This window comes from Streptomyces sp. NPDC046349, assembly GCF_055587885.1.
Genome location: NZ_JBVJFK010000005.1, coordinates 300,006 through 313,521, shown reverse-complemented (window position 1 = coordinate 313,521; position 13,516 = coordinate 300,006). Strand labels below are relative to the sequence as shown.

General features: G+C 68.9%; 13 protein-coding genes. 11 read left to right on the top strand and 2 right to left on the bottom strand.

All coding sequences use genetic code 11. From position 1 onward, the window contains the following. The first annotated feature begins 18 nt into the window (after positions 1-18). The gene (locus ACZ6JS_RS14480) at positions 19-915 is read left to right on the top strand and encodes a tRNA (adenine-N1)-methyltransferase (protein WP_030833375.1); all 897 of its coding nucleotides are present in this window, start codon (positions 19-21) and stop codon (positions 913-915) included. Between the two features lie 187 nt (positions 916-1,102). After that, positions 1,103-1,696, top strand: coding sequence for a hypothetical protein (locus ACZ6JS_RS14475; RefSeq protein ID WP_469297916.1), 594 nt, complete (start codon positions 1,103-1,105; stop codon positions 1,694-1,696). A gap of 4 nt (positions 1,697-1,700) precedes the next feature. On the opposite strand, the gene ACZ6JS_RS14470 is transcribed toward ACZ6JS_RS14475, so the two are convergent. After that, positions 1,701-2,021, bottom strand: a complete 321-nt coding sequence (locus ACZ6JS_RS14470) for a ferredoxin (RefSeq protein ID WP_469297915.1) — start codon at positions 2,019-2,021, stop codon at positions 1,701-1,703. A 264-nt stretch (positions 2,022-2,285) separates the two neighbouring features. On the opposite strand from ACZ6JS_RS14470, the gene arc reads away from it, so the two are divergent. The 6 genes from arc to prcA all read left to right on the top strand — a co-directional run bounded on the left by arc (position 2,286) and on the right by prcA (position 8,461). Continuing rightward, on the top strand, positions 2,286-4,052 hold the full coding sequence (gene arc / locus ACZ6JS_RS14465; RefSeq protein WP_030655926.1) for a proteasome ATPase: 1,767 nt from the start codon (positions 2,286-2,288) through the stop codon (positions 4,050-4,052). Positions 4,053-4,314: 262 nt separating this feature from the next. Continuing rightward, on the top strand, positions 4,315-5,826 hold the full coding sequence (dop, locus tag ACZ6JS_RS14460; RefSeq protein ID WP_469297914.1) for a depupylase/deamidase Dop: 1,512 nt from the start codon (positions 4,315-4,317) through the stop codon (positions 5,824-5,826). Positions 5,827-5,998: 172 nt separating this feature from the next. Further along, entirely contained in the window at positions 5,999-6,211 is a 213-nt protein-coding gene (locus tag ACZ6JS_RS14455) for a ubiquitin-like protein Pup (RefSeq protein WP_030233608.1), read from the top strand. A 390-nt stretch (positions 6,212-6,601) separates the two neighbouring features. Next, positions 6,602-6,859 (top strand): endonuclease VII domain-containing protein, encoded by a 258-nt coding sequence (locus ACZ6JS_RS14450; protein WP_469297913.1) that lies wholly within the window; start codon positions 6,602-6,604, stop codon positions 6,857-6,859. Further along, positions 6,811-7,650, top strand: a complete 840-nt coding sequence (prcB, locus tag ACZ6JS_RS14445) for a proteasome subunit beta (RefSeq protein ID WP_469297912.1) — start codon at positions 6,811-6,813, stop codon at positions 7,648-7,650. The genes ACZ6JS_RS14450 and prcB overlap by 49 nt, the downstream gene beginning before the upstream one ends. 46 nt (positions 7,651-7,696) lie before the next feature. Continuing rightward, complete coding sequence (gene prcA / locus ACZ6JS_RS14440; protein WP_469297911.1) at positions 7,697-8,461, top strand: proteasome subunit alpha; 765 nt, start codon at positions 7,697-7,699, stop codon at positions 8,459-8,461. 74 nt (positions 8,462-8,535) lie between these two features. On the opposite strand, the gene ACZ6JS_RS14435 is transcribed toward prcA, so the two are convergent. Beyond that, positions 8,536-9,534, bottom strand: a complete 999-nt coding sequence (locus ACZ6JS_RS14435) for a LacI family DNA-binding transcriptional regulator (protein ID WP_469297910.1) — start codon at positions 9,532-9,534, stop codon at positions 8,536-8,538. A gap of 135 nt (positions 9,535-9,669) precedes the next feature. Between ACZ6JS_RS14435 and ACZ6JS_RS14430 the strand changes: the two genes are divergently transcribed. From ACZ6JS_RS14430 to ACZ6JS_RS14420, 3 genes are all read left to right on the top strand, one after another. Further along, positions 9,670-10,932, top strand: coding sequence for an MFS transporter (locus ACZ6JS_RS14430; protein WP_469297909.1), 1,263 nt, complete (start codon positions 9,670-9,672; stop codon positions 10,930-10,932). A 139-nt stretch (positions 10,933-11,071) separates the two neighbouring features. Beyond that, a complete protein-coding gene (gene pafA / locus ACZ6JS_RS14425; protein WP_030655944.1) occupies positions 11,072-12,433 on the top strand; it encodes a Pup--protein ligase in 1,362 nt (453 codons plus the stop codon). A gap of 115 nt (positions 12,434-12,548) precedes the next feature. After that, positions 12,549-13,490 carry an FKBP-type peptidyl-prolyl cis-trans isomerase gene (locus ACZ6JS_RS14420; RefSeq protein WP_469297908.1) on the top strand — a complete coding sequence of 314 codons (942 nt, stop codon included), beginning with the start codon at positions 12,549-12,551 and terminating at the stop codon, positions 13,488-13,490. Positions 13,491-13,516: the final 26 nt, after the last annotated feature.

The window sequence follows — 13,516 nt, the reverse complement described above, 5'->3', positions numbered from 1 at the left end:
AGCCAATACACTGGTCACATGTCCGAACCGACCGGTGCCGCCCGCCGACGCGGGCCCTTCAAGGTCGGGGACCAGGTTCAGCTCACCGACCCCAAGGGCCGCCACTACACGTTCACGCTCGAAGCCGGGAAGAATTTCCACACCCACAAGGGTTCCTTCCCCCACGACGAGCTGATCGGTGCTCCCGAAGGCAGTGTTGTCCGTACCACGGGGAACGTCGCGTACCTCGCGCTGCGCCCCCTGCTCCCCGACTACGTCCTGTCCATGCCCCGCGGCGCCGCCGTGGTCTACCCCAAGGACGCGGGCCAGATCCTGGCCTTCGCCGACATCTTCCCCGGCGCCCGCGTCGTGGAAGCGGGAGTGGGCTCCGGCTCCCTGAGCAGCTTCCTGCTGCGCGCCATCGGCGACCAGGGCATGCTCCACAGCTACGAGCGCCGCGCGGACTTCGCCGAGATCGCCACCGCCAACGTGGAACGCTACTTCGGCGGCCCCCACCCGGCCTGGCAGCTCACCGTCGGCGACCTCCAGGACAACCTCTCCGACACCGACGTCGACCGCGTCATCCTGGACATGCTCGCCCCCTGGGAATGCCTCGAGGCCGTCTCCAAGGCCCTCGTCCCCGGCGGCATCCTCTGCTGCTACGTGGCCACCACCACCCAGCTGTCCAAGACCGTCGAGTCCATCCGCGAGATCGGCTGCTTCGCCGAGCCGCAGCCGTGGGAGTCGATGATCCGCAACTGGCACGTCGAAGGCCTGGCCGTCCGCCCCGACCACCGCATGATCGGCCACACCGGCTTCCTCGTCACCGCCCGCCGCCTCGCGGACGGCGTCGAGCCGCCCATGCGCCGCCGCCGCCCCGCCAAGGGCGCCTACGGCGAGGACTACGAGGGCCCCGGCAGCGACCGCTCCGCGTAACGGCCGCCCACCCCTGCGCAGACCCAACACGACGGCGTTGCGGCGCAGTTCCCCCCACCCCGGGGGAACTGCGTCGCAGCGCCTTTTCGTTGTCCGCGCACCGACCTCGGACCCTGCCGTTCCACCCCGGTGTGAGGTGTGGCACGATGCTGGCTCCCCGTCACCCTTCGCACAGGAGACACCCCGCGTGCTGCACACCCCCGCCACGCTGGCAACCCCGGACACCCTGGCCCACACCCGGACCAGGCCCCTCCACTGGCTCGCCACGGCCACCGCCATGGCCGCCGTCATAGCCGCAGCGGGACTCGTGCAGCCGGCCACCGGCAGCCCGGCGGCCGCCGGGGAGCCCACCGCGAAGGGCCCGCAGGCCGCCGCCCCCGACGCGGCCGCCGTCACCTTCCCCCTCGACTGCAAGGGCGCGCCCCGGGTCGTCACCGCCACCGCCCAGGGCGACCTCGACGGCGACGGCCGCCCCGAGACCGTGGCGGCCGTCCGCTGCGACGCGGGCTCCGGCACCCCGCCCCACGCCGTCTACGTGCTCACACAGGACCCCGCCGAGGGCTCCCGCCCCCGCGTCGTGGCCACCCTCCTGGACACCCCGCAGCGCCAGACCGCCACGGAACTGACCGTGGGCGACCGCACGGTCACGGCGAGCCTCCTCGGCTACTCCGGCCCCGATGTCCCGCGCTGCTGCCCCGACAAGAAGCAGCGCGCCAAGTGGCGCTGGACCGACGGAAAATTCCGCCAGGAGCTGACGGACTCAGCCGCCAGGAGTGTTTGAAACGTCACTCCGCGTCCGGACCGAAGACCTCCACACCGTCCGAAACGCGCCTTACGTGGATGCAGTCACCGGGGCATTCCTTCGCCGAGTCCACCACGTCCTGGAGCAGCGGCAGCGGCACCGGAGCGGTCGCCCCCACCTCCTGCAGAAGCTCGTCGTCCGCGCTCTTCACGTACGCCAGACCATCGATGTCCAGCTCGAACACCTCGGGCGCGTACTGCGCGCAGATGCCGTCCCCGGTGCACAGGTCCTGGTCGATCCAGACCTCGAGCGGCTCGGCGGCCCCACCGGCGCCGCCCGTCGGAGCGTCCTGCTGCACGGTCATATCTCCTGCCGTTCCCTGCGGTGAGTGATCCATCCCGATCAGAACCCGCAGCAAGTCGCACGGGCCCTGACGGGTGTTGAACACATCGACCTTACAACCGGCGGCTTCCCGAGTTTGATGGGTGGGTATTTCCTTGGCGTGAGGGAGTACGCAAGGGTGAAGATCGGACACACCTCTATCGTCTTTGTGATCTAGGGGTTTCAATCACCACCAGCCCAGGTAGGGTCAGGAAGCGTCCAGCTCCCCTTGGAGGAGGTGAGGACCGTGGCAGCCCACGACGACGACATCAACCGCGGCATCCGGCCCGCGCGAGGGTCCGAGGACCCCGCCGGCCAGGTTGCCTATCTCGAGCAGGAAATCGCCGTCCTGCGACGTAAGCTCGCCGACTCTCCGCGACACACGAGGATTCTCGAAGAGCGGATCGTCGAGCTCCAGACGAATCTGGCCGGCGTCTCCGCACAGAACGAACGACTCGCGAATACCCTCCGTGAGGCCCGCGACCAGATCGTGGCCCTCAAGGAAGAAGTCGACCGGCTCGCACAGCCGCCGGCAGGCTTCGGTGTCTTCCTCCAGGCGAACGAGGACGGCACCGTCGACATCTTCACCGGAGGCCGAAAGCTCCGCGTGAACGTCAGCCCCAGCGTCGACCCGGAAGACCTCCGGCGAGGCCAGGAGGTCATGCTCAACGAGGCCCTCAACGTGGTCGAGGCCATGGAATTCGAGCGGGCCGGGGACATCGTCACCCTCAAGGAGATCCTCGAGGACGGCGAGCGCGCCCTGGTCGTCGGGCACACCGACGAGGAACGGGTGGTGAGGCTCGCCGAGCCGCTCCTGGACATCACCATCCGCCCCGGCGACGCCCTCCTGCTCGAGCCCCGCTCCGGCTACGTCTACGAGGTCGTGCCCAAGAGCGAGGTCGAGGACCTGGTCCTCGAAGAGGTCCCCGACATCGACTACGACAAGATCGGCGGCCTGGGCGACCAGATCGAGCTGATCCGCGACGCGGTCGAGCTCCCGTACCTCTACCCCGACCTGTTCAAGGAACACGAACTGCGGCCCCCGAAGGGCATCCTGCTCTACGGCCCGCCCGGCTGCGGCAAGACGCTCATCGCCAAGGCCGTCGCCAACTCCCTTGCCAAAAAGGTCGCCGAGGTGACCGGACAGGCCCAGGGGAAGTCGTACTTCCTGAACATCAAGGGACCCGAACTCCTCAACAAGTACGTCGGCGAGACCGAGCGGCACATCCGCCTCGTCTTCCAGCGGGCCCGCGAGAAGGCCAGCGAGGGAACCCCCGTCATCGTCTTCTTCGACGAGATGGAGTCCCTCTTCCGCACCCGCGGATCCGGCGTCAGCTCGGATGTCGAGAACACCATCGTCCCGCAGCTCCTCGCCGAGATCGACGGCGTGGAGGGCCTGGAGAACGTCATCGTCATCGGCGCCTCCAACCGCGAGGACATGATCGACCCGGCCATCCTGCGCCCCGGCCGCCTCGACGTGAAGATCAAGATCGAGCGTCCGGACGCCGAGGCCGCGAAGGACATCTTCGCCAAGTACCTCAAGGCCTCGCTGCCCCTGCACACGGACGACCTGTCCGAGCACCAGGGCTCCACGGCCGGCACCGTCCACAGCATGATCCAGACCGTCGTCGAGCAGATGTACGCCGAAACCGAGGAGAACCGCTTCCTCGAGGTCACGTACGCCAACGGCGACAAGGAAGTCCTCTACTTCAAGGACTTCAACTCGGGCGCGATGATCCAGAACATCGTCGACCGTGCCAAGAAGATGGCCATCAAGGCCTTCCTCGAGCACAACCAGAAGGGCCTCCGGGTCTCCCACCTCCTCCAGGCCTGCGTGGACGAGTTCAAGGAGAACGAGGACCTGCCCAACACCACCAACCCGGACGACTGGGCCCGAATCTCCGGAAAGAAGGGCGAGCGGATCGTATTCATCCGCACCCTGGTCACCGGAAAGCAAGGCGCGGACACCGGACGCTCCATCGACACGGTGGCGAACACCGGTCAGTACCTCTGAAGCGGAGCGGCTGCGGATGCCCTCCCCGGGCATCCGCAGCCGACTGCTTTACCCGACCGCTTAACCGGCCGTATTCCAGCCGGTGACAGGGCAGATTCAATGACGGAAATGATCTCCCCACGAGCGCGCAGTGGTTCTAGGCTCTTCCGTACCGCCGGTCGCGCAGTGCGGGGACGGGCACCGCACAGTCACACGCACCGGAGCACCAGCGGTACTTGAGCGCCGCCCCCGGAGGGGGGCGCCGCCGGGCAAGGAGGGCCGCATGACCGTACGGCGAGTAATGGGGATCGAGACGGAGTACGGGATCTCCGTCCCCGGTCACCCGAACGCCAATGCCATGCTCACCTCGTCCCAGATCGTCAACGCCTACGCGGCGGCGATGCACCGGGCGCGACGCGCCCGCTGGGACTTCGAGGAGGAGAACCCGCTGCGGGACGCCCGCGGCTTCGACCTCGCCCGCGAGGCCGCCGACAGCAGCCAGCTGACCGACGAGGACATCGGCCTCGCCAACGTCATCCTGACGAACGGGGCACGGCTCTACGTCGACCACGCACACCCCGAGTACAGCTCCCCGGAGATCACCAACCCGCTGGACGCCGTGCTCTGGGACAAGGCCGGCGAACGGATCATGGCCGAGGCCGCCGTACGGGCCGCCCAGCTGCCCGGGGCCCAGCCGATCCACCTCTACAAGAACAACACCGACAACAAGGGTGCCTCCTACGGCACGCACGAGAACTACCTGATGAAGCGGGAAACCCCCTTCTCGGAGATCGTGCGCCACCTGACCCCCTTCTTCGTCTCCCGGCAGGTCGTGACCGGCGCGGGACGTGTGGGCATCGGCCAGGACGGGCGCGAGCACGGCTTCCAGATCAGCCAGCGCGCCGACTACTTCGAGGTCGAGGTCGGCCTGGAGACCACCCTGAAGCGGCCCATCATCAACACCAGGGACGAGCCGCACTCCGACGCCGAGAAGTACCGCCGGCTCCACGTGATCATCGGCGACGCGAACCTCTCGGAGATCTCCACCTACCTCAAGCTCGGCACCACGGCCCTCGTGCTGTCCATGATCGAGGACGGTTTCATCGGCGTCGACCTGGCCGTCGACCAGCCCGTACGCACTCTCCACCACGTCTCCCACGACCCCTCGCTGAAGTACCTGATCACGCTGCGCAGCGGCCGGACACTGACCGCGGTACAGCTCCAGATGGAGTACTTCGAACTGGCCAGGAAGTACGTGGACGAGCGTTTCGGCTCGGACGCGGACGAGCAGACCAAGGACGTGCTGTCCCGCTGGGAGGACGTCCTGGGCCGGCTGGAGAGCGACCCCATGAGCCTGTCGGGGGAGCTGGACTGGATCGCGAAGCGGGAGATCCTGGAGGGCTACCGGCGCCGGGACGGTCTCGACTGGGACGCGGCGCGGCTGCACCTGGTGGACCTCCAGTACGCGGACGTACGGCCCGAGAAGGGCCTCTACAACCGTCTGGTGGCCCGCGGCAAGATGAAGCGGCTGGTGGAGGAGTCCGCGGTGGAGCGGGCTCAGAGCAAGCCCCCGGAGGACACCAGGGCGTACTTCCGCGGGCGCTGCCTGGAGCAGTACGCGGACGACGTGGCCGCGGCCTCGTGGGACTCGGTGATCTTCGACCTCCCTGGCCGCGACTCGCTCCAGCGGGTCCCGACCCTGGAGCCCCTGCGGGGGACCCGCAACCACGTCAAGGAGCTCCTGGACCGCTGCCGCACGGCGGAGGACCTGGTCCGGGTGCTTTCGGGGCAGTGAGCGGGCCTGAAATGCGATCGGTCCGGGAATCATGAGAAGAACCGGACTGTGAAAGTACGGGGACGAATGTCGGACCCTCCCTATAGGGTCCGACGTAGGGTCTGATCTTGAGAGATCCCGAATCCCGGGGTCTCTCGACATGAGCGTGCGAACCGAGCGGGGTGAGGTAGACATGGCGACCAAGGACACCGGCGGCGGACAGCAGAAGGCGACGCGCTCGACCGAGGAGGTCGAGGAGGCTGCGGTCGAGGAATCGACCGACCTCAAGGAGCGCCAGGAAAAGCTCTCCGACGACGTCGACTCCGTACTCGATGAAATCGATGATGTGCTCGAAGAGAACGCTGAGGATTTTGTTCGAAGCTTCGTTCAAAAGGGTGGAGAGTAAGGCCATTCTGCCTTCGAAATGAAGGTGGCCCTGATGCGCCAGGGCCATGTCGATCGAATCGAAGCTGTGTCGCGGCTGCGGCCAGCAGCAACCGCTCAGTGCGTTCGCCGCGAACCGCTCCACCAAGGACGGCCTGCAGGCCCGGTGCCGCTCATGCGTCGCCACCTACGGGGCAGAGCACTGCCGGCGCCGGCAGGCCGCCAAGGGCAAGACGGTGTGGGTCCGGGCGGACGTGCCTCCGGGTTGGAAGCAAGGCCGCTCCTGCGGGGAGGTCAAGAACCCCACAGTGAGTGGCACAAGAACGCAACCGCACCTGATGGGCTCGCCACTTGCTGCAAGCCGTGCAAGGCGGCGCGCGGCAGGGCAGGCCATCTCAAGCGCGCCTACGGCATGACCGAGGAGCAGCGCGACGAGATGATCGCCGCTCAGAACGGTGTCTGCGTGATCTGCCAAGAAGGTCTGGCCGAGCACGTGGATCACGATCATCAGACGGGTAAGGTCCGAGGCGTACTGTGCTTCAGCTGCAACGCAGCCTTGGGGCAGTTCAAGGATCGGCCGGACGTCATACGGCGTGCAGCCGCTTACGTGGAAGGAAACCTGTGGAACCCAACACTCGTAGCACAGGGCGTCTACCGGCAGCCTTCCTGACGCCGGGGTCGTCGTCCTTCATGGACTTCCTGGGTGCGCACTCGCCCGAGATGCTGCCCGGGAACCGCAAGCTGCCGGAAGGCGTCGTGGAGGCGCCGCACGGGACGACCATCGTGGCCGCCACCTTCCCCGGCGGGGTCGTGCTCGCCGGTGACCGGCGGGCGACCATGGGGAACATGATCGCGCAGCGGGACATCGAGAAGGTGTTTCCGGCCGACGAGTACTCCGCGGTCGGCATCGCCGGTACGGCCGGCCTGGCCGTGGAGATGGTCAAGCTGTTCCAGTTGGAGCTGGAGCACTTCGAGAAGGTGGAGGGGGCGACCCTCTCCCTGGAGGGCAAGGCCAACCGGCTCTCCACCATGATCCGGAGCAACCTCGGCATGGCGATGCAGGGCCTGGCCGTGGTGCCGCTCTTCGCCGGCTACGACGAGGGCAAGGAGAAGGGCCGGATCTTCTCCTACGACGTCACCGGCGGCCGCTCCGAGGAGCACGGCTACGCGGCGACCGGTTCCGGTTCGATCTTCGCGCGGGGCTCCATGAAGAAGCTCTACCGCCCGGATCTGACCGAGCAGCAGGCCACCACGCTGGTGGTGCAGGCGCTGTACGACGCCGCCGACGACGACTCGGCGACCGGCGGGCCGGACCTGTACCGCCACATCTACCCGATCGTCACCGTCATCACGGACGAGGGGTTCCGCAGGCTGACCGACGAGGAGTCGCAGGAACTCGCCCGTTCGGTCACCAATCGCAGGCTGGAGCAGCCCGACGGCCCGCGCGCCGCCCTGCTCTGACCATCCGTCGCTTCGTAGGAGCCCAGAAGAAAGGGACGGAAAGCCGGTGTCGACTCCGTTCTATGTGTCACCCCAGCAGGCCATGGCCGACCGGGCGGAATACGCCCGGAAGGGCATCGCCCGCGGTCGCAGCCTTGTCGTGCTGCAGTACGCCGACGGCATCGTGTTCGTCGGCGAGAACCCGTCCCGCGCGCTGCACAAGTTCAGCGAGATCTACGACCGCATCGGCTTCGCGGCCGCCGGCAAGTACAACGAGTACGAGAACCTGCGGATCGGCGGAGTGCGGTACGCCGATCTGCGCGGATACACCTACGACCGTGACGATGTGACGGCCCGTGGGCTGGCCAACGTGTACGCGCAGACCCTCGGCACCATCTTCTCGAGTGCCGGTGAGAAGCCGTACGAGGTGGAGCTGGTCGTGGCCGAGGTCGGTGCGACGGCCGCCGGCGACCAGATCTACCGGCTGCCGCACGACGGTTCGATCGTCGACGAGCACGGCTCGGTCGCGGTCGGCGGCAACGCCGAGCAGATCAGCACCTACCTCGACCAGCGCCACCAGGACGGGATGACCCTGTCGGAGGCGCTGAAGCTGGCGGTGGCGGCGCTGTCCAGCCAGGCCAACGGTGCCGACAAGGCGATCCCTGCCGAGCGGCTGGAGGTGGCGGTGCTGGACCGGACCCGGTCGCAGCAGCGCAAGTTCAAGCGGATCCGGGGCCGGCAGCTGTCTCGGCTGCTGGAGGCGGACGTGCCGGCCGCCGCACAGGCGGACGCCGTGTCGAACGACGAGACTCCGGAGGACGACGCGGAGTAGCGAGCACCAGGATCCGGGTCCGTGGCCCCGGTCGCCCCTCACGGGGTGGCCGGGGCTTCGTCGTGTCCGGGTCGCTACGGGGTGGGGGCCGGTCCCGTGGAGTCGCGGACGACGAGGGTGACGGGGATGTCGGGGGCGGTCCAGGGGGTGCCTTCCAGGACGGCGAGGAGGGCGGTCATGCCCTGTTCGCCGACGCGTTCGGCGGGGAGGTGGACCGTGGTGAGCTCGGGTTCGACGGCGGTGGCGAGGGCGAGGTCGTCGAAGCCGGTGACGGAGAGGTCCTCGGGGACGCGCAGGCCGAGTCGGCGGGCGGCCTTGCAGGCGCCCGCGGCGAGGATGTCGTCGTCGCAGACGATGGCGGTGGGCCTGCCCTCCGGGACGGCGAGGGCGGCCTCCATGGCCGTACGGGCGTCGTCGGCGGTGAGGGGGGACCGTACGGTGCGCAGCTCGGTGCCGGGGCCCAGGAGGGTGCCGAGGGCTTCGGCGCGGGTGTCGAAGGTCCAGGAGTCGACGGCGGAGGCGAGGTGGAGGAAGCGCCGGTGGCCGAGGGCGAGGAGGTGCTCGGTGACCTGGCGCATGCCATCGGCCATGGCGAGGTTGACGTGGGCGGCGGAGCCTTGGGCGCGGGGGTCGCTGTCGAGCATGACGAGGGGGAGGGTGTCGCCGCCGATGGCCTGGAGGGCGTGGGCGGCCATGGAGGAGGCGATGACTCCGTCGAGGGCGGCGCGGGCGGAGGCGAAGGGGTCGCGGGCGGGGCCGGTGCCGTCGGGGGAGGGGTAGAGGACGACGCCGAAGCCGTGTTCGGCGGCGACGCGGGCGGCGCCGGTGTAGACGCGGGCGAAGAACTCGTTGGTGAGGGCGGGGACGACGAGGAGGGCGGTGCGGGTGGAGCCGAGGCGGAGGTTGCGGGCGGCGAGGTTGGGGCGGTAGCCGAGGCGGGTGGCGGTCTCGCGGACGAGGGCGGCGGTGCGTTCGGAGACGCGGCCGGGCCACTTGTCGCCGAGGACGAGGGAGACGGTGGCCTGGGAGACCCCGGCGGCGGTGGCCACGTCCCGGCTGGTGGGTCTCGTCACACGGGGCTCCTGCAGTGCGAGGTCAGGGGTGGTGGTGCGGTCCGTGGGGTGGACCCGTGGACTGTGGCCATGGTACGTATGACTCGTCACGTTATACGTATTACCCCGGCTGGATCCGGGCAGAAGGGGGCCGACATGGCCGCGGGATACGCGGAGCTGCTGCGGACCCGGCACGCCGCGAGGCTGCTGGTGGGCACGCTCGTCGGCAGGCTGCCGAACGCCACCGCGCCGATCGCGATCGTGCTGTTCACGCGCGCGGAGGGCGGCAGCTACAGCCTGGCGGGGGCGCTGGCCGCGGTGTACGGGCTGGCGAACGCGGTGGGCCAGCCGCTGCTCGGGCGGGCCGTGGACCTGTTCGGCCAGCCGCGGGTGCAGCTGCCGGCGGCGCTGCTGTCCGCGCTGGGCATGGTGTGGCTGGCGTTCGCGGGGACCGGCTCGGTGGTCGCGGCGTACGCCGCGGTGGTGGTCGGCGGGCTCTTCACGCCGCCGCTGGAGGGCGGGCTGCGCGCCCTGTGGCCGGGCGTGCTGGGGGGCCGCGAGGAGAAGGTGCACGCGGCGTACGCGATGGACGCGGTGGCCCAGGAGGTCATGTTCACCGTAGGTCCGCTGCTGGTGACGCTGTTCGTGGCGGTGTGGTCGCCGGCAGGGGCGCTGCTGGCGCTGAACGCGATCGGGGTGCTGGGCGCGCTGTCGGTGGTGGTCAGCGAGCCGTCGCGGACGTGGCGCTCGGAGCCGCGGGAGGCCCACTGGCTGGGCGCGCTGCGCTCGCGCGGGCTGCTGGCGCTGTTGGGCGCATTCTTCTTCGTGGGTATGGCGCTGGGTTCGATCACGGTGGCCGGTGTGGCGTACGCGGACGACAACGGGGGCCAGGCGGTGTACGGCTGGCTGATGGCGGCGCTGGGGCTCGGCGCGCTGATCGGCGGCGTGTTCTACGGCGCGCGGCAGTGGGCCGGCGCGCCCGAGCGGCGGCTGCGCCTGTTGGTGGCGCTGCTGGCGGTGGGCTACCTGCCGCTGCTGCTGATCCCGGGGCCGGTGGCGATGACGGCGCTGGCCGCGCTGTCGGGCGTGTTCCTGGCGCCCTCCCTGGCGTGCGCGTTCATCGTGGTGGACCGGCACGCGCCGTCGGGCACGGTGACGGAGGCCTTCTCGTGGCTGGTGACGTTCTTCGGCGTGGGCGCGGCGATCGGTACGGCGGCCGCGGGGCCGGCCGTGGAGCTGGGCGGCACCGCGTGGGGCTTCGGCGTGGCGTGTGCCGCGGGCGGTGCGGCCCTGCTGGTTCTGATGGTGACTCAGCGGGCGCTGTCAACTGCGGGCCACAGCCGTGCGGTGGCGGGTTCGGCGCAGGGAGTGCCGGGCGGAGCCGACGAGGTGGCCCCGCAGGCCCGGTCGGCGCAGTGACGGGCGGGCGCGCCGGTGCGGCGCGCCGCGGCTTTCACCGGTCGCCTGCCCGGTGTTCGGCGGCCTCCTCGGGGGAACTGATCGAAACGGCGCCTGCGAACCCGGTTTCAGAAGAGGGCAGAAGGCGTAATGTTCAGTCATGGACCGCCGCATTTTCGGGCTGGAGAACGAGTACGGCGTCACGTGCACGTTCAGGGGACAGCGCCGACTGTCTCCTGACGAAGTGGCGCGCTACCTCTTCCGCCGTGTCGTGTCATGGGGCCGCAGCAGCAATGTCTTCCTGCGGAACGGCGCCCGCCTGTACCTCGACGTGGGTTCGCATCCGGAATATGCAACTCCCGAATGCGACAACGTGACCGAGCTGGTCACGCACGACAAAGCAGGCGAGCGCATTCTCGAAGGACTGCTCGTCGACGCCGAACGCCGCCTGCACGAGGAGGGAATCGCGGGCGACGTCTATCTCTTCAAGAACAACACCGACTCGGCGGGCAACTCGTACGGCTGCCACGAGAACTACCTGGTGGCCCGGCACGGGGAATTCTCCCGCCTGGCGGACATTCTCATTCCGTTCCTCGTCACGCGGCAGCTGATCTGCGGTGCCGGCAAGGTGCTGCAGACCCCTCGGGGTGCGGTCTACTGCGTGAGCCAGCGGGCCGAGCACATCTGGGAGGGCGTCAGCTCCGCGACGACGCGTTCCAGGCCGATCATCAACACGCGCGACGAGCCGCACGCGGACGCGGAGCGTTACCGCCGCCTCCACGTGATCGTGGGCGACTCGAACATGTCCGAGACGACCATGCTGCTGAAGGTCGGGGCGACCGACCTGGTGCTGCGCATGATCGAGGCGGGCACGGTGATGCGGGACCTGACCCTGGAGAACCCGATCCGGGCCATCCGCGAGGTGAGCCACGACATCACGGGCCAGCGCAAGGTGCGCCTGGCGAGCGGCCGGGAGGCCTCCGCGCTGGAGATCCAGCGGGAGTACTACGACAAGGCGGTGGACTTCGCCGAGCGGCGGGGCATCCGGACCGGCGTGGTGGACCAGGTGCTGGAGCTGTGGGGCCGCACGCTGGACGCGATCGAGGCCGAGGACCTGGACCGGATCGGCACCGAGATCGACTGGGTCATGAAGTACCAGCTGATCGAGCGGTACCGGGGCAAGCACAACATGACCATGTCGAATCCGCGGGTGGCTCAGATAGACCTCGCCTACCACGACATCCACCGCCGGCGCGGGCTGTACTACCTGCTGGAGCGCAAGGGGCAGGCGGCGCGGATCTGCAACGACCTCAAGATCTTCGAGGGCAAGTCGGTGCCTCCGCAGACGACGAGGGCGCGGCTGCGCGGCGACTTCATCCGGCGGGCGCAGGAGCAGCGGCGGGACTTCACGGTCGACTGGGTGCACCTGAAGCTCAATGACCAGGCACAGCGCACGGTGCTGTGCAAGGACCCGTTCCGGTCGGTCGACGACCGCGTGGAGAAGCTGATCGCCGGCATGTAGGCAGCCGGTGTGACGTCCCTCTTCTCACCAGGGCCCCGTACGTTTCTCGTACGGGGCCCTGTGCACGGCTTAGAGTGGCGGGCGACCGTCTTGCCGTCTGAGATCTGAGGAACCCGTGCGCCGACTTGCCGGCCTGCTTGTCGTACCCCTTCTGCTGCTGTCGACAGCGGCGTGTGGCGACGACAGCGGCTCCGACTCCGCCCAGATGAAGAACGGAGCGCCTGCGATCACCAAGGGCGCCGAGTTCGGGGAGACTCCCACCCTGTCGAAGGGGAAGGGCGAGCCGCCCAAGGAGCTGAAGGTGGTGACCGTCAAGGAGGGCACCGGGCCGGCGCTGAAGAAGGGCGACATCGCCCAGGTCAACTACTACGGCCAGGTGTGGGACGGCACCGAGCCGTTCGACCAGAGCTTCGGCAAGGGTCAGCCGTTCGACGTGACGATCGGCGCGGGCGCCGTCATCAAGGGCTGGGACCAGGGCCTCGAGGGTCAGAAGGTCGGCAGCCGTGTCCAGCTGGTGATCCCGCCGGACCTCGGTTACGGGGCCCAGGGCTCGCCCCCGAAGATCAAGGGTGATGCCACGCTGGTGTTCGTCGTGGACATCGTCAAGGGCGCCACGGTCCCCGCCTCGGCCACGGGCAAGGAAGTCGCCCAGGAGAACAAGGACCTGCCGAAGATCGGTACGAACACGGACGGCAAGGAAGTCTCCGTGGCCGTCCCGAAGGACGTCACCCCGCCGGCGAAGCTGGTCTCCAACTACGTCCTCGAGGGCGACGGCCCGGCCGTGACGGACAAGAACAGCGTCGTCGTCAAGTTCCACGGCAAGACGTGGAAGGACGACAAGACGTTCGAGAGCACCTACACCTCCGGCCAGTCGGTGACCTGGCCGCTGGAGCAGCTCCAGGTGAAGGGCCTCAAGGACGGCATCGTCGGCAAGAAGGTCGGCAGCCGCATCCTGCTGGTCATCCCGCCGGACATGGGCTTCGGCGACAAGGAGCAGGGGACCATCCCGGCGAACTCGACGCTGGTCTTCAGCCTCGACATCCTCGCGGTGATGTAAGACTGTCCCGGTTGTCCCATAGTTTG